The following is a 14,919-nucleotide window of genomic DNA, read 5'->3' as shown; positions in this document are numbered from 1 at the left end:
TATGTATTAATTATGTATGTATCCTTCAGGATGAAATGAGATGCATATACACAGATTTTGATCGATGGTCAGCTTGATGTAGGCAATTTTTCCACTAAATTCTTTTTTGAAAAACCAGACCAATTCATTAGATCCTCTGCGATCCAACTCAGGCGGCTTATATTGGTCACGGGGCTTTAATTTCATAATCTCCCGCCAAGCTCCTTTTCTGTCTTCGATTCCTAAGTCAAAAAGAGCCTGAACCGTATCATAATCATTCCTTTTGGAAAAGTAGGTGCGCCCGCTAGAGATCAGTGCTTTTGCCTCGCGCAGAAATTCTGCTGTCGTCATCTATAATATTCACCCCCTGCGGGTATAATATACCATCACCATTCAATAAGTGCAATCATTTGATAACACTTATCTCCACATTTCTTCCCTCCTATTGACACCTCTAACATTCCAATGTTAAGCTCCAGCTATAAAATTCGAGGAGGATGGCAGCCGATGATTCCACGTATATGGTAAGCACGCCCAACAAAAGCTGATTTCTCACCAAGTGTGGGCTTTTTTTGAGCTGCTGCTATTTACGTTAAGGACATCGGCTGCGATCCGCTACGGCTTATTTCATTATGCCCGGTTTCGCACTGTCCCGTTATGTAATTGTTGCAGACCCAAGCCCCTATGCGGACTTGGGTCTGCTTTTATTTAGGGAGGGTACAAACTTATGAATATTCAATGGAAAAAGACGTTCGCCTTCATCTTCAGCGGACAAATCTTCTCGATATTAACCTCTGCGATGGTTCAGTTCTCCATCATCTGGCATCTGACTGAGACGACAGGGTCGGCTACCGTGCTGATGCTGGCCGGTCTGGCCGGGTTCCTGCCGCAGGCGGTTTTAGGCCCGTTCATCGGAGTCTGGCTCGACCGGTGGAACCGTAAGCTCACCATGATCGCCGCGGACAGTGCCATTGCACTCACCAGCCTGATTCTGGGTGCTTATTATCTATGGGGGGAGCCGAGCTTATGGATTGTGTATGCCATCCTGCTCATTCGTTCGGCAGCCTCGTCCTTCCATGCCCCTTCGTTCCAGGCGGCGATTCCACTGATAGCACCGGAAGACCAGCTCACCCGGGTGGCAGGCTGGAACCAGCTCATCTTCTCTGCTTCCAGCGTACTTGGACCGGCGCTTGGAATTGCGGTATACTCGGCTACTTCCCTGGGAACCGTATTGCTCCTAGATGTGGCAGGCGCTTTAATCGCTAACCTTATGCTTTTGTTCGTACAGATCCGTCAACCGAAGACGGAAATCGTAGAGACCCCCTCGTTCCGTAGGGAGTTTATGCTCGGCTGGCGGGCCTTCCTGTCGCAAAAGTCCATTGTCACAGTAACGGTTGCCATGGCGGTCTTCAGTGTGGTATTCATGCCGCTGGCGATGCTGTTCCCCTTGATGACGCTGTCGCATTTCGGACGCGGCGGCTACAGCGCCAGCCTGATTGAGGCCGTATTCGGAATTGGGATGATCCTTGGCGGTGCCCTGCTGTCCGTGCTTGCTTCCAGATGGAAGGACACCACCTACATGAGTCTGAGTCTGGTTGTGATCGGACTCACCTGTGTCCTGAGCGGGGTGACCGGGCGCGAGGCCTTCCTTGCTTTTACCGTCCTCTCGTTCCTGATGGGTGCCGCTGCCCCCTTGTTCAACGGCCCTTACATGGCGATGATCCAGAAGTCTTACGAGCCTGAGCTTCTGGGACGCGTGCTCTCCTTCGTGACGAGTATCGGACTCTTGTCTTCGCCGGTCGGGCTTGCGCTGGCGGGACCTGTAGCCGACCGGTTCGGCGTTCCGTTCTGGTTCTTCTGGTCAGGGATAGTCGTGGTTCTGATTGGAGTATTCCTATTTGTCAGGTTTGCAGGAACAGATACAGACAAGGAACCTGCTAGTGAATAAGTGAAGGTAAATAGACCGTCCTCCCTTTAATGGGATGGCGGTCTTTTTTAGGGGTTGTGCATGCAGAATGGAAGAATCTATAATATACGCGACTGGGAATATTCACTTTTACTTAATGGGAGGAGTTACGATATGGCTGATCCAACAAGCAGCAAGCATGTTTATATTGTTCATGGTTACGGAGCCACCCCGGCGAATCATTGGTTTGGATGGTTACAGAAGCGGCTCGACGCAGACGGGATCACCTCGGATATTCTGGAGATGCCGACGCCGTTATCGCCTAACCTTCAAGAATGGCTGGAGCATCTGTCCAGTAAGGCCAAGCTGCTGAACCAAGACACCTATTTCGTTGCTCACAGCTTAGGCTGCGTCTCTCTGCTCAAGTATCTGCTCAGCGCGAGGCCGCAGGAACCGCTCGGCGGTCTGGTTCTCGTGTCCGGCTTCACCAAGCCGTTACCCGGCCTGCCAATGCTTGATGAGTTCACGCAGGATCAGATCAACTACAGCGAGGCCGCAGCGCTGGCCCCCAAACGTGCAGTGATTGCCTCTAAGGATGATGCCATTGTGCCAGTCTCGCTCAGCAAGGAATTGGCACAAGTCATTCATGCCGATTTTCACGAGGTAGAGCACGGCGGACATTTTCTGGACAGCGACGGCTTTACCACTTTACCTATTGCCTATGATGTTCTTCGCGATATGATAGGGCATGGAGCCAAATAATCCGCTTATCTCTTACCCGACTCACATCCCTATACGCGCTTCAATCGTCTAGATCTGAGCCATAATCCGAATCCAATGAACAGAATCGTCGTTACCACGCCGGTGGTCGGGCTGAACCATAGTTCGCCTGCCGGCGTGAATGTAATGATCCCGGCAACCGATACCAGCAAGGTAGGTACTCCATCCTCCACCGCATGCATCAACACACATGGCCACACCGATTGCGTAAGACGATAGAGTTCAACGTACATAATGGACCAAGCAACCATAAGCACACAGCCGATGAAGACATAACCCCATCTTGATGTAGTCTCAAAATAAGTATCCGGCAGGAAGACCAGATAATAAGCCGTATGCCACAGCGCCCAGACCAGACCGGACACAAGATAGATTATCCAGTCATTCAGCTTCAGCTCAATCAGCTTCGGAGTCAGATAGCCGCGCCAGGCGAATTCCTCGAAGATGTTCTTGATCAAGCTGCCGGCGAGCGATACCCCGACCAGTGACAGAACCGTATGTAGTTCAATCTCTGAAGCGCTGGCGCTATTGAACAGCAGAGCAAGCCCTACCGCAATTACCATGATTACCGGATAGACAGCAATGGCTGCGCCGTACCACTTCCTATTTTCTCGAAAATTGAACCTGACGCCCATATCCCTCCAATCGCGGTTCACCAGCCGCAGGACGAGCATTGCGATCACCGGCAAAATCAGCCACAAGCCCATGCCCGGCGAATTCCCTTCCGGCTGATCCGGCAGCTTCGTATCCACCCATACCCCAATCCAGCCGCACGCCAGTACAATAACGATGAACAATAAAAGACTAAGCCTTGTTCTGCCTGCTGTCATATGACCATCCCCTCCGGGTTCAGGATTGCTCCGTGCTGCGCTTCGCTGTGCTGATGACATCCTCTGCCGCGCTGTTCAATAGCTGAATCATCTGCTCCTCTGTATAATGGTCCGGCAGCAATTCGTTCGCAACCATCACACTCATCCCGACCTGGAACATCTTCATCTTGAGCAAAATCATCCCCAGTTCATCATCAGATAATCCGTTCAGATCAGGGTCCGTTCTCATCATCTGAATGAACCCTTGCGTCTCTGCCTCATTATGCTTCACCTGATCATTCTTCTTCATTACCAGATCCCGGAACAGCACAGGATACTCCCGGGCAAAACGGATACTGGCCGCCCCGATATCGTGGAACGGATGCCCGGAATTCTGATCCTCCAGAATCTGCCTGCTCACCGCCAAGGTTCTCTGGTGCACCTCCTCCACCAGCTCGCCAGCCTCTTTGAAATTGACATAGATGGGGGCGATGGAGCCCCCCAGCTTCTCCGCCACCTTACGGATGGTCACGGCATCCACTCCTTCGGTCTTCGCAATTTCGAACGCCGCATCGATGATTTGTTCTTTGGTGTACTTTTTTGGGGGTGCCATAGGTTTCCTCCTGAAATAAAACAATTAATACAAATCAAATGATATGTATCATATGATATACATTATCTATTCCAGGTGTCAACCTAATCTTAACGCCTTGATTCTCCTTTTTAACAATTGTTGTGTTCTGAGCATCTGTTCATATAGAATCAAATTATCAGCTTCACTCCAAAGAATAATGGAACAAATCAGCGGAACCCACGTAAATTCGATAAGATCACTGGAATATCATTACATCATGAAGGAGGCGGCTGCCTATGGCTTTTATTCCGTTGAACTGTCCCAATTGCAGCGGACGTATTGAATACAAGGAAGGGACGATCCTCAAGTGCCCTTATTGCCAGACTGAGCTTCTGCTCAAGCAAAATAATGTCTACTATGTGGATCAGACCATTAATCATTATCACGGGACACCTCCTCCTACGGCCGCGCCGAAGCCACCCGTCTCCGTCTCGATCCCCATTAGACTGGTGCTGGTTCTGCTGCTGGTGCTGGGGGGCGCTATCGGTACATATCTGTATTACAGCCTCGGCTCCCCGCAGCAGGCAACCAAGGCTACTCAGTCTGCGCGGAAGATGCCCGAAAGCGAAGTCCTGCTCACCTTCCTGCGGGAGACTCTGGGTAAAGGCTCTGCCATGCCGACCGAGGAGGAAATTGCCCGGCTGCGGTATTTATCGGTGAAGCATTCAGACAATGATCATTGGCAGTTCACCTACAGCTTCTCCGATCCCTTCAGCGATGCACAGGCCGAGAAGCTCACTTATGTGATCCAGGATAAGCGGCTCAATACCCAGCGGATCGACCAGCGGGACTTCGAAGCCTTCACGGGGCTGACGGCACTGGACTTGAACGGGACCTACGAAATTGACCAGACGGATCAAATCAGTTTTGCCCATATTCCCGGATTAAAAAGCTATGGCGGCGCCTTCAACGAATCCTTCAGCGCCTTCTCCGGCTACTTCGGCGATAAATCCAAAATCACGGAGCTGTCCACTCAGCTGCGCAGCAATCAGGAAGTGGCTCTGCTTCTGCAATTCCCTAATCTAAGCTCACTGTCCATTACCTATGTGGATGAGTCTATAACGGATTTGCATCTGCTGAGTAAGCTGCCGCTGAAGTCCCTGTCCCTTACCTTCGTCAATGACCTGGGGTGGTTATCGTCCATGACGGGGCTGTCTTCTCTGGCTATCTATCACAGTGAAACCACAGATCTGCAGCCGTTATACGCCTTAACCGGGCTTCAGGAGCTTAAGCTTTCCTATTTGTCCAATGTGAAGTCGATCGACTTCGTGCAGAACATGCCTGCTCTGCAGACGCTGGATATCGAGAATCTGAATTTCTCCAGCCTGGAGCGTCTGGCCGGGAAAACCTCCATTACCAGCCTCCGGCTGGCGTCTTTAAGCAAGCTAGGCTCGGTAAAGGCCGTGAACAGCCTGCCCTCGCTGCGGGAATTCACCTTGGACGGTTATTACGAGGAACCAGACGCACTTACCTTACCGGGCGTCAAACGGATGGAGATTCCAGCCTCCTTCCTCTCCGGGCTGAAGGCGCCAGCGGTAACAAGCCTGAAGCTCCGGGGAGGAAGCGGGGAGCTGAGCATGGCAGAGCTGAAGAAATTCCCGGAGCTTGCGGAGCTGTCCCTCTGGGGGAGCGACGACATCATCCAGCTCCGTGCGCTGGACAGCTTGCCCCGTCTGAAGACACTAAGCATCTATGATTCATCACTGTATTCAGAGAGCGATGCCTTATTCGGCCTGAAGCAGGTGAACACGCTGGTGTGCTCGGAATGCCGCCTGAATTTCAAGCAGACAGCAGCAACGAATAGTGTGCTGGAGCATTTGACCTTGGACCGGCCATACTTCTCCTTGAACAACAACTCCGTTAGTGAGGTTGACCAGGTGATGCCTTACTTCGCGGGCCTGACTGCCCTGCGTTCCTTCACCCTGCAGGACAACAACCTGGCTTCTCTTGCATTCATGAGCAAGTGGCAGGCCATCGAGGAGCTTCATCTGGAGAACAATGCAATTTCCAATATAGAGCTTCTGGGCAAGCTGCCCAAGCTGCAACAGGTATTCCTGGCCGGCAATTCCGTGGCGAACAAGTCCGTGCTTGATGCAGGCGTACGGGTATATTAATTTCCGCTACTATGATATGAGAGAATAGACCGCCCTCCTTAAAGAATGAGGCTTGCGGTCTATTTTTGTTGGGAGCGCAGTTATAGGCAACACTTATTAATCGTATAGAAACTATATATTTCATTTATAAGCTATACAGCACTATACTGGACTTCATAAGGAGGGGAAGTACATGAATCAACCGGCTTCCAATAACCAATGGCAGGCAGACACATATGATCACAAACTGGATTTCGTCTCCAAGCTGGGCGGTGATGTTCTCTCGCTGCTCCAGCCGCAGCCCGGTGAACGCGTGCTGGATATCGGCTGCGGAACAGCCGATCTTACCGCTAAGATCGCGGCCGCCGGAGCGGATACAGTGGGCATCGATCTGTCACCCGAGATGATTGCCCGCGGCCGCAGCAAGTATCCGCACCTGAATCTGAGCGCCCAGAATGCATACACTTACCGGACCGCTCAGCCCTTCGATGCCGTGTTCTCCAACGCTGCGCTGCACTGGATGAAGGACGCGCATGCAGTCGCGGTAACGGTAGCAGGTGCACTTCGGACCGGCGGGCGGTTCGTCGCCGAATTCGGCGGCTACCGCAACGTTGCCGCGCTGGTGAATGCGACCGAGGCCGCACTGGCCGCGCATAGCTATGACCCGCAGGGACGCAATCCATGGTATTTTCCCACCATCGGAGAATATGCAGCAGTGCTGGAGGCGCATGGCTTCCTCGTCACGCTGGCCCAGCATTTCGAACGTCCGACTCCCTTGCAGGGGGAGAGCGGAATCCGGGATTGGCTCGACATGATGGCCGATGACTTCTTCTACGATGTCAGTGCAGAAGACAAGATTGCGATCTATCGCGAAGTGGAAGAGCAGCTGCGTCCGGAGCATTACCGGCAGGGCCAATGGATCGCCGACTACCGGCGGCTGCGGGTCTGTGCCGTGAAGATGGCGGAGTAAGTATTAGATACGCGGAGAGCATTCAGATTGTCTGGAAACCCAGGTCCTTTCGAGACCTTGGGTTTCTTTTATATTGCAATGATAGAGAATGCTTGGGAATATATGTTTCTCCTCATGCAGATTCTGGGTAATACATAGAGTTGTCTCTGTCTACATAGAAACTGATTGTTGGCATGAAGCACAAGCAAAATGATTACAGAACAGGAGAATCAAGATGGAGAACCAAAACCCGGATACGTACCGCTTTCAGGTGAACTTAAGCGGTATGATCAACATTTTGTCTAACCATTTGTATAGCAGCCCGAAGGTATTCTTAAGAGAGCTGCTGCAGAATGGCATAGACGCGATTACTGCACGTCAGGCATATTCCCCAGCAGGCTACGAAGGTAAGATCCATGTCGAGGTAAGCGGAACCTCCACGGGGGCAACCTTATTAGTAGAGGATAACGGGATCGGGTTAGATGAGGCAGAGATTCATGAGTTTCTGGCCATGATTGGACAATCCTCCAAGCGGGGCGAAGATTTTCTGTCGACCAACACCTCCTTTATCGGGCGGTTTGGCATCGGGCTGTTGTCCTGCTTCATGGTGAGTAACGATATCGTCATGGTGACCCAATCCGCCAAGGGCGGGCCTGCTCTGGAATGGCGCGGGAAGCCGGACGGCACTTATACGATCCGTAAGCTCGAAGGGGCACATGCTCCGGGCACCAAGGTTTTTTTGCGTTGCAAGGAAGGGTCGGAAGCTTACTTCGAAGAAGAGAACCTGCGGGAAGGTCTATTCCATTACGGCGCTCTGCTGCCTTATCCGATCCAGCTGGTGTCGGACCGCAACACCCGCCTGATTAATCCGCTGACCCCGCCGTGGGTCAAAGATCCGCAGCTGGCCCGGAAGCACCGCGATGAAGTACTGTCCTTCGGCAAACAGGTGCTGGGGGAGACGTTCCGTGATTTCATTCCCCTGCACACCGCCTCGGGCCGGACGGGAGGCATCGCCTTCATTCTGCCGCACGCAGTGAACCTGAACGCGAAGCGCAATCACCGGGTATACCTGAAGCACATGCTGGTCTCCGAGGCTGCCAGCAATATCCTGCCGGACTGGGCGTTCTTCGTGAAATGCCTGATCTGGACCGATGAGCTGCAGCCGACCGCTTCCCGGGAGCATTTCTATGAGAATGCCCAGCTGGAGCAGGTGCGGGAAGAGCTGGGGAATGCCATTCGTCAGGAATTGATGCGGATGGCCGAGTATGACCCGGACCGCCTGCAATCGATCATTTCGCTGCATGCCTTATCGATGAAGGCGCTCGCGGTGGAAGATTCGTCGTTCTATTCGATCATTCACGAGTGGTTGCCGTTTGAGAGCACGTATGGCCGAAAGACGCTTGGCGAGCTGAAGCAGCAGCCTCCCCTGTACTTCACGGCGACGCTGGACGAATACCGCCAGATTACCCACGTGGCTTCGGCCCAATCCATGCTGGTGGTGAATGGCGGGTATATCTATGATGCCGAGCTGCTGTCCCGGCTTCCGCTTATTGACCCGGAGGTGCAAACGGAACGGCTGCTGCCGGAAGAGGTGTCCTTATCCTTCACCGATATTACGCCTCAAGAGCGGCTGGATTACTATGAATCTGTAAGACTCGCAGACAGTGTCCTGCAGAAGTTCCGCTGCCAGGTGCAGCTGCGCCGCTTCAAGCCGGAGGAGATTCCGGTGCTCTACACACTGTCCGAGGAATCCGCCCAGTGGCGTGTACTTGAGGCAACGAAGGAAGTGAGCACCGACGTTCTCTCCTCCGTGCTAGGCAGCCTGGGCGCTTCGCTTAAGGATACGGCATACGCTACACTTTACTTTAACCTGAACAATCCGGTCATTGAGAAGGTATTCCATCAGGGGAATCAGGCCACGCTGCCTTCTATTGTCGAGATGCTGTACTGCAATGCGCTATTGATGGGACATTATCCGATGAACCGCCAGGAGCTCGCGCTCCTGAACAAAGGCATTATTCAATTTATTGATTGGGGATTGACGGCCAGTCGATCCGCAGAAGGAGAGAAATAAATGAACGTTACCGAGATGGATTTCGACGATTTAATGGAAGAAGCCTATGGCCTGCCGGGAGGCAAGGCCAAGCTGGAATTGCTGGAGCAGGCGGTACGGGTAGCAGATGCCGCAGGAGATATCGATCAGGGCTATGAGGCCCGCAGCGAAATCGTAGAGCTGGGCAGCTTCCACGGCTATCCGATGAAGGCGCTGGTCGCCTTTTCCTGGCAGCTGGGGCAGTATGACAAGAACCCGGGCCGGTTCGATGATTACAGTCTGATGTGGTCGTACAAGTGGGTGCTGGACCGCATCACCGCTTTTGCAGATATTAGCCGCACTCAGATTGAGAACCTGCTGGAGGATATGAAGACCCGCTACGAAGCCGAAGGCTACAGCAGCCGGACCTATCACTATTACCGGGCGAATATTCTCGAAGATTTCGGGGAGCTGGAAGCTTCACAGGCCGAATGGGCGATTGTCCAGTCCATGGACCGTGACGAGATGAGCGATTGTGAGGCTTGTGAACAGCATGGCCTGGTCGAGTTCCTGGCGAAGCAGGGAGACGATGAAGCAACCGTTAAGGCAGCTGAACCGATTCTTCAGGGAAAAATGAGCTGCGGCGAGGTCCCTCATGTGACTATCACGAAGGTGCTGTTCCCTCTCCTGCGGCTGGGCCGCCAGAAGGAAGCCGATAAGCTGCAGAAGAAAGGCTATAAGCTGGTAAAAGGAAACCGCGATTTCCTGTATCACCAGGGAGAGCATATTGGCTACCTGACCCTGACCGATCCGGTCAAGGCCCTGGAGGTCTTCGAAGAGTACATCGCCTCCTCGCTCGATCATGAAAACCCGGCCGACCAGATGATCTTCAACGCTTATTCGGCCAAGCTGTTCCGCCGTCTGTCTGAGGAATCCATCCGCTTCCAGGTCAAGCTTCCGGCTGGGCATCCGTGTGAACGCCAGTCCGAAGACGTAGCTTCGCTTGCGAAATACTTCCAGAAGTTAGCGCTCGCTACAGCGGAGAAGCTGGATAAGCGGAATGGCAACGGCTATTATACTGAGCTGATAGAGAAGCTGTAGGATGCGTTCCTACGGCATTGAGTAAGAACAAGCGCAAATAAGAGCAGCTCCCGTAATGGGGGCTGCTCTTACCGCATTTTAAATACGTATTTACGTCAAAAATTTTCCAAACATAGGTAATCATACAGCATTTGATATGTTATACTGATTGAGCAATAGAATAGGCTTAGAAGGGTCGGTCGGCTACCTCTCTCAGAAGGGAGGGATGCCTTGTGACAGTGTTTGAAGCAATGATGCTGATGCTAACCTTTGGTTTGCTTATCGTAGCGATACTGTCCGATAAACGCAAATAGACCGTCCATCTCGCAAAGGTATGCGGTCTATTTGTCGTGTCCTATTTGCCAGAGGCCTACTGCCCTTAAAAGCGGCTATTGCTCTAGAGAGTCGTGTTGGAGCACGGCTCTCTTAGCATTGTACGCCTGTTCTGCTTATACTATACCACAGGTGTTAACGCATGTTAACAGTGATTAATAAATTATGGGAGCTGCTCATATCGTTCCCAGCCTTTGCTTAATCGAACTAAGCATTTGATTATCGTGATAAGCACCGGCCCGTATCACAGCATTGATTTTATGAAGATTTTGTACACTTTCAATGGGATTGGCATCCAAAAGGACCATGTCGGCGATTTTTCCAATGTCTACGGTGCCCATATCGTCCATCCGGTCCAGAAATTCAGCCCCGTTCAGCGTGGCCATCTGAAGAACATGCAGCGGAGGGATGCCGGCTCTCTCCAGCTCGTCGAATTCCTCGTGAAGGGAATAGCCCGCAACCTGCCAGCTGTCTCCGCTGCCCCCGTCTGTACCCGCCAGCAGCTTGACGCCCTCCGTATCATAAGTCTTGACAAGCTTCAGGTACAGATCGTAAAGGCCCTGGGCGGTAGCCTCACTGCCATTGGAGAATAGGCCAGACCGCATACGTATCATAGTCGGACTCTGCCAGGTATTGTATTGTACATACACATCAGCTAGTTCCTTAGCCTTTTCCCCGCTATACGTATTGATGATATGCATCAGCTCCGCCTCCTCCTCTTTACCGCCTGAGGTTTTGATGGCCGTCTCCAGCACCTTAGCATTCACGAAATCCCGCAGTCCCTTGATCTTCATCAGCTGCACAAAAACCGGATTGCCCGTGATAGCCGGTACGCTCTTGGCCTGTGCCCGCAGCCTCTCTTCATCCGTGGAGCTTGAGATCAGGCTCCCGTTGTTGATGCCGAAATGCTCTACACTCTTGAAGCCCTGCCTGGCGGCCTCCTTTAAATCCATATCGGAAAGCACATGTCCCGCAACCGGCAGATTCAATCTGTCCGCTTCCGCCTGAATGGCCTGGAGCACCTCGGGTGTAACACCGCCCACTTTGATGAAATCAGCCCCTGCCTGCTTTTGCAGCCGGACAAATTCAGCGGCAACCGAGGGCGTCGGCGCGTTGATTGGTGTAAGCACATCGCCAGGCATGGTGATGAGCGCAGCACGGTCTACGGAATGGGTAAAAGCGCCGGAGTGCCATTCCTTCAATAGCTCGTACGAACCGCTCATCTGTCTGAATCCTGTGATCCCGTTAGCCAAAAGACTCTCCATCGTCTCGTCGGTGTGCTTGTCCCCGATGACATGCATATGCATATTCAGATAGCCGGGAACGGCGTATTTCCCCGCAGCATCAACAACCTTAGTATTCTCACCCGCCTCAAGTGTGCCCGTTGGACCAATGGCCCTGATCACCCCGCCGGCGCACAGAATGCTCATGCCCGAAGTTAAGCCGCCGGTGCGTGTATCCACAATAGTGACGTTATTCAGCAAAAGCTCATAGGACGCGCTTGGCTGTTCCAGTCGGAGTCCTGTGTAGGTGCCGATAACGGGCAATGGCTGCCCTGCGAACAAACCTGTCCAAGCCACAGCCAGAGCGACGACCCAACAGAGCGGGACGCGCCACCCGTGCCAGAAGGCCGATCTTCTCACAAACACTAGCCCTCCGATACAGGCTGCCAGTATCAGATATGCATACCCGCGTTCGCCGCTGCTGATCATCAGCAGGAGCACAATTCCAAAGAGGAGCACAGACAGCAGTGTGAATCCACCGGTCTTCAAAACGCTTTTTCTGATCTGATTCTTCATGCGTTAACCTTCCTTGATCGTTGTATGATGGGGCTAAATTATGATACAAATATATCATAAGTCTGCATGTGATCAACGGAAGATCAAGAAGTGGAACAGGAGCGGCGCTAATGTATCGTATTGGCAATGATAAACGGAAGACACAATCGGCCAGACTGGTCTGTAAGGGCCTGGAGGAATTGATGCGGACGCATAATTATAACGACATCACCGTTACCAGCCTTATCAACACCTCCGGTGTCGGCAGAGCGACCTTTTACCGCTTGTTTGACGACAAGTCAGATGTAGTTCTATACCAGATGGAATCCGTCTTCACTGAATTATTAAGGAGTGTCGGCCCTTATTCCGACCCTAACGCGATGGTCATGGATTTATTTGAGCTTTGTTTTGGTCGAAAAGAGTTCTTTCTATCGATCATCCAAGCCAATTTGTACGGAGAGTTTCAAACCCGGCTCGCCAGCATCCTCAGTCAAAAACTGAGCTTCGTTCAAGAACGGACCGGCTTGGATGACAGGAATTGGCAGTACTTTATACAAGTCCGCACGGCGATGCTGTTGTCGGCTTTGCGCGTTGCCATTACTCAGTTTAACGAGGACAATCCGGTGGAAGTGCTGGAGACACTGAACAAGCTTTTCGGCAAGCAGCCGGCGTTATTCCATGAAGCGGGGACAGCCGCGGGAGCTCAGGAGTGAATGCCTGTAATTCCTGCGGCTCATGGCATGACCTTCTAATCCCTCATGCTTTCAATTTGTCTTAAGCTCTCCGTGTCACGGGCAGGAGATGCACCGAAGAACCGGGAATACTCGCGGTTGAACTGTGAAGGACTCTGATAGCCTACATGGTATGCAGCACTTGCTACCGGATAGCCCTCGAAGGCAATAAGGTTTCTGGCCTCCAGGAGCCTTAATTGCTTTTGAAATTGAATAGGACTTAACCCCGTAGCCCGTTTAAACTGCCGGTGAAAGGTATTTATAGCCATGCCCGATTTCGATGCCAGCTCACCAATGTCTATGGGCCTCATAAAATTACTCCGGAACCATTTCACAATTTGGGATATCCGGGATAGGTCACTTTCCCGCTGACCCAATTGCCTCAGCTCCCCTCCTTGTGGTCCCATCAGTACGCGATACAGGATTTCGCGCTCATAAGCCGGTGCAAGAGCCGGAATATCTCTTGACGCTTTGGATAATCGCAATAAACGCAGCCAAGCCTCCATCAATTCAATATCCATGCCGCAAGCTGCGAATGGCCCGGAAGCAGCCGGTAATAGATTCTCCTGGAGATCTCTTAGCAGACTCTGAAGAACATTCTGATTCAACTTCAGACCAAGGGACATATAAGGATGGCCATCACGGTCTGGATGCACAACCGCCGTTGCAGGAACATGTACCGGTAACACGTAATAAGAGGGTCCTGCCAGTTCTGTGCTGCGCCCCCCTATGGATAGAATCTTTCTTCCTTGAACCGTAAAACCAATCATCGGCTCGTACAGCGCTGCAAGCTGATGATTGGGGATCTCTCCTTTAATCATACTCAGCCCTGGTACTCCGGTTTCAATCTGCCTGGTGCCCGCATCCTTCATCAGCTCCATTATTTCTTCAAGGACATTTTTCATGCACATAGTTTATCACACGAATGGTGCTTTTAGGCAATCAATAGGCATTTTCAGGTCTATTTTGAACCGTCAGCTGCGGCTACAATTAGAACCAAGCCGAACACAAAACAAGGAGGTTCTTATGACAATTGCGATAATAACGGGTGGAAGTAATGGTATTGGAAGAGCGGCGGCGCTGGAGCTTGGCAAACGCGGGATTAGCGTCATTCTCACCTACAATTCCTACAAGGAACGTGCGGAAGATGTTGTAAAGGAAATTGAGAAAAATGAAAGTGTCCGGGCAGTCGCACTGAAGCTGGATCTGACGCAGATCTCAACCTTTGCAGGCTTTACTCAAGAAGTGAAGGAGAGTCTCCGTAACATTTGGAACCGGACAACCTTTGATTACTTGGTGAATAATGGCGGTATCGGCGGGCCCATGCTGTTCAATGAGATGAGTGAGGAATATTTCGACAAGATTCTGAATACGAACTTCAAAGGACCTGTTTTTCTAACACAACAGCTTGCCGGATTCATGGAGGACGCCGGAGCTATTGTCAATACCACGAGTTCATCCAAAAACCAATCATTTCCGGGCTATTCCGTCTATGGCTCGTTAAAATCAGCATTCTCAACTTGGACCCGCTACATTGCCAAGGAGCTTGCACCGCGCCAAATCCGGGTCAACGCCGTGTCTCCTGGTCCTACGCACAGCAATTTTGGCGATGGAGTATTCGATAAACATCCCGAATTCATTAAGCCGCTGGCTGAGCAATCTGTATTCGGCAGAATCGGCCACCCCGAAGATATAGCGAAGGTTATTGTAAGCTTGTTGTCCGATGAATTCGGGTGGGTTACAGCCCAGGACATTGAAGTGTCTGGCGGGCATTTGCTTTAATTCTGCTTGAAAACAAGGTCACGGTCCCATAAA

Annotated in this window: 13 protein-coding genes; 8 read left to right on the top strand and 5 right to left on the bottom strand. The window is 51.9% G+C overall.

Annotated elements, in window-relative coordinates; translation table 11 throughout:
* Positions 1 to 6: 6 nt before the first annotated feature.
* Positions 7 to 330 (bottom strand): hypothetical protein, encoded by a 324-nt coding sequence (locus tag NSS83_RS23505; RefSeq protein ID WP_341186873.1) that lies wholly within the window; start codon positions 328 to 330, stop codon positions 7 to 9.
* Positions 331 to 706: 376 nt separating this feature from the next.
* On the opposite strand from NSS83_RS23505, the gene NSS83_RS23500 reads away from it, so the two are divergent.
* On the top strand, positions 707 to 1,927 hold the full coding sequence (locus NSS83_RS23500) for an MFS transporter (protein WP_341186872.1): 1,221 nt from the start codon (positions 707 to 709) through the stop codon (positions 1,925 to 1,927).
* 132 nt (positions 1,928 to 2,059) lie between these two features.
* A complete protein-coding gene (locus tag NSS83_RS23495) occupies positions 2,060 to 2,647 on the top strand; it encodes an alpha/beta hydrolase (protein ID WP_341186871.1) in 588 nt (195 codons plus the stop codon).
* Positions 2,648 to 2,676: 29 nt separating this feature from the next.
* Here NSS83_RS23495 and NSS83_RS23490 read toward each other — a convergent pair whose 3' ends face one another.
* Positions 2,677 to 3,495, bottom strand: a complete 819-nt coding sequence (locus NSS83_RS23490) for a CPBP family intramembrane glutamic endopeptidase (protein ID WP_341186870.1) — start codon at positions 3,493 to 3,495, stop codon at positions 2,677 to 2,679.
* 19 nt (positions 3,496 to 3,514) lie between these two features.
* Positions 3,515 to 4,087: a helix-turn-helix domain-containing protein gene (locus tag NSS83_RS23485; protein ID WP_341346588.1), complete on the bottom strand. Its 573-nt coding sequence runs from the start codon at positions 4,085 to 4,087 to the stop codon at positions 3,515 to 3,517.
* 257 nt (positions 4,088 to 4,344) lie between these two features.
* Between NSS83_RS23485 and NSS83_RS23480 the strand changes: the two genes are divergently transcribed.
* From NSS83_RS23480 to NSS83_RS23465, 4 genes are all read left to right on the top strand, one after another.
* Positions 4,345 to 6,222: a leucine-rich repeat domain-containing protein gene (locus tag NSS83_RS23480; RefSeq protein WP_341346587.1), complete on the top strand. Its 1,878-nt coding sequence runs from the start codon at positions 4,345 to 4,347 to the stop codon at positions 6,220 to 6,222.
* A gap of 172 nt (positions 6,223 to 6,394) precedes the next feature.
* Complete coding sequence (locus NSS83_RS23475) at positions 6,395 to 7,171, top strand: methyltransferase domain-containing protein (RefSeq protein ID WP_341186867.1); 777 nt, start codon at positions 6,395 to 6,397, stop codon at positions 7,169 to 7,171.
* Positions 7,172 to 7,385: 214 nt separating this feature from the next.
* The gene (locus tag NSS83_RS23470) at positions 7,386 to 9,224 is read left to right on the top strand and encodes an HSP90 family protein (protein WP_341186866.1); all 1,839 of its coding nucleotides are present in this window, start codon (positions 7,386 to 7,388) and stop codon (positions 9,222 to 9,224) included.
* Entirely contained in the window at positions 9,225 to 10,283 is a 1,059-nt protein-coding gene (locus NSS83_RS23465; RefSeq protein WP_341186865.1) for a hypothetical protein, read from the top strand. It abuts the gene before it with no gap.
* A gap of 488 nt (positions 10,284 to 10,771) precedes the next feature.
* On the opposite strand, the gene NSS83_RS23460 is transcribed toward NSS83_RS23465, so the two are convergent.
* Positions 10,772 to 12,394, bottom strand: a complete 1,623-nt coding sequence (locus NSS83_RS23460; protein WP_341346586.1) for an amidohydrolase family protein — start codon at positions 12,392 to 12,394, stop codon at positions 10,772 to 10,774.
* Between the two features lie 110 nt (positions 12,395 to 12,504).
* Between NSS83_RS23460 and NSS83_RS23455 the strand changes: the two genes are divergently transcribed.
* Positions 12,505 to 13,086, top strand: a complete 582-nt coding sequence (locus NSS83_RS23455; RefSeq protein WP_341346585.1) for a TetR/AcrR family transcriptional regulator — start codon at positions 12,505 to 12,507, stop codon at positions 13,084 to 13,086.
* A gap of 35 nt (positions 13,087 to 13,121) precedes the next feature.
* On the opposite strand, the gene NSS83_RS23450 is transcribed toward NSS83_RS23455, so the two are convergent.
* The gene (locus NSS83_RS23450) at positions 13,122 to 14,009 is read right to left on the bottom strand and encodes an AraC family transcriptional regulator (RefSeq protein ID WP_341346584.1); all 888 of its coding nucleotides are present in this window, start codon (positions 14,007 to 14,009) and stop codon (positions 13,122 to 13,124) included.
* A 121-nt stretch (positions 14,010 to 14,130) separates the two neighbouring features.
* Between NSS83_RS23450 and NSS83_RS23445 the strand changes: the two genes are divergently transcribed.
* Positions 14,131 to 14,886: an SDR family oxidoreductase gene (locus NSS83_RS23445; RefSeq protein WP_341346583.1), complete on the top strand. Its 756-nt coding sequence runs from the start codon at positions 14,131 to 14,133 to the stop codon at positions 14,884 to 14,886.
* The last annotated feature ends 33 nt before the right edge of the window (positions 14,887 to 14,919 follow it).

The sequence above is a fragment of the Paenibacillus sp. FSL H3-0469 genome, assembly GCF_038051945.1.
Lineage (GTDB): Bacteria > Bacillota > Bacilli > Paenibacillales > Paenibacillaceae > Paenibacillus_AQ.
The sequence above is the reverse complement of the archived record's forward strand: the minus strand, read 5'-3'. Positions and strand labels throughout refer to the sequence as shown.

Bases quoted from the DNA above. Each gene is read 5' to 3' on its own strand.
- NSS83_RS23475 (WP_341186867.1), top strand. From the start codon at position 6,395: ATGAATCAACCGGCTTCCAATAACCAATGGCAGGCAGACACATATGAT.
- NSS83_RS23470 (WP_341186866.1), top strand. From the start codon at position 7,386: ATGGAGAACCAAAACCCGGATACGTACCGCTTTCAGGTGAACTTAAGC.
- NSS83_RS23455 (WP_341346585.1), top strand. From the start codon at position 12,505: ATGTATCGTATTGGCAATGATAAACGGAAGACACAATCGGCCAGACTG.
- NSS83_RS23495 (WP_341186871.1), top strand. From the start codon at position 2,060: ATGGCTGATCCAACAAGCAGCAAGCATGTTTATATTGTTCATGGTTAC.
- NSS83_RS23500 (WP_341186872.1), top strand. From the start codon at position 707: ATGAATATTCAATGGAAAAAGACGTTCGCCTTCATCTTCAGCGGACAA.
- NSS83_RS23490 (WP_341186870.1), bottom strand. From the start codon at position 3,495: ATGACAGCAGGCAGAACAAGGCTTAGTCTTTTATTGTTCATCGTTATT.
- NSS83_RS23460 (WP_341346586.1), bottom strand. From the start codon at position 12,394: ATGAAGAATCAGATCAGAAAAAGCGTTTTGAAGACCGGTGGATTCACA.
- NSS83_RS23505 (WP_341186873.1), bottom strand. From the start codon at position 330: ATGACGACAGCAGAATTTCTGCGCGAGGCAAAAGCACTGATCTCTAGC.
- NSS83_RS23465 (WP_341186865.1), top strand. From the start codon at position 9,225: ATGAACGTTACCGAGATGGATTTCGACGATTTAATGGAAGAAGCCTAT.
- NSS83_RS23480 (WP_341346587.1), top strand. From the start codon at position 4,345: ATGGCTTTTATTCCGTTGAACTGTCCCAATTGCAGCGGACGTATTGAA.
- NSS83_RS23485 (WP_341346588.1), bottom strand. From the start codon at position 4,087: ATGGCACCCCCAAAAAAGTACACCAAAGAACAAATCATCGATGCGGCG.
- NSS83_RS23445 (WP_341346583.1), top strand. From the start codon at position 14,131: ATGACAATTGCGATAATAACGGGTGGAAGTAATGGTATTGGAAGAGCG.
- NSS83_RS23450 (WP_341346584.1), bottom strand. From the start codon at position 14,009: ATGAAAAATGTCCTTGAAGAAATAATGGAGCTGATGAAGGATGCGGGC.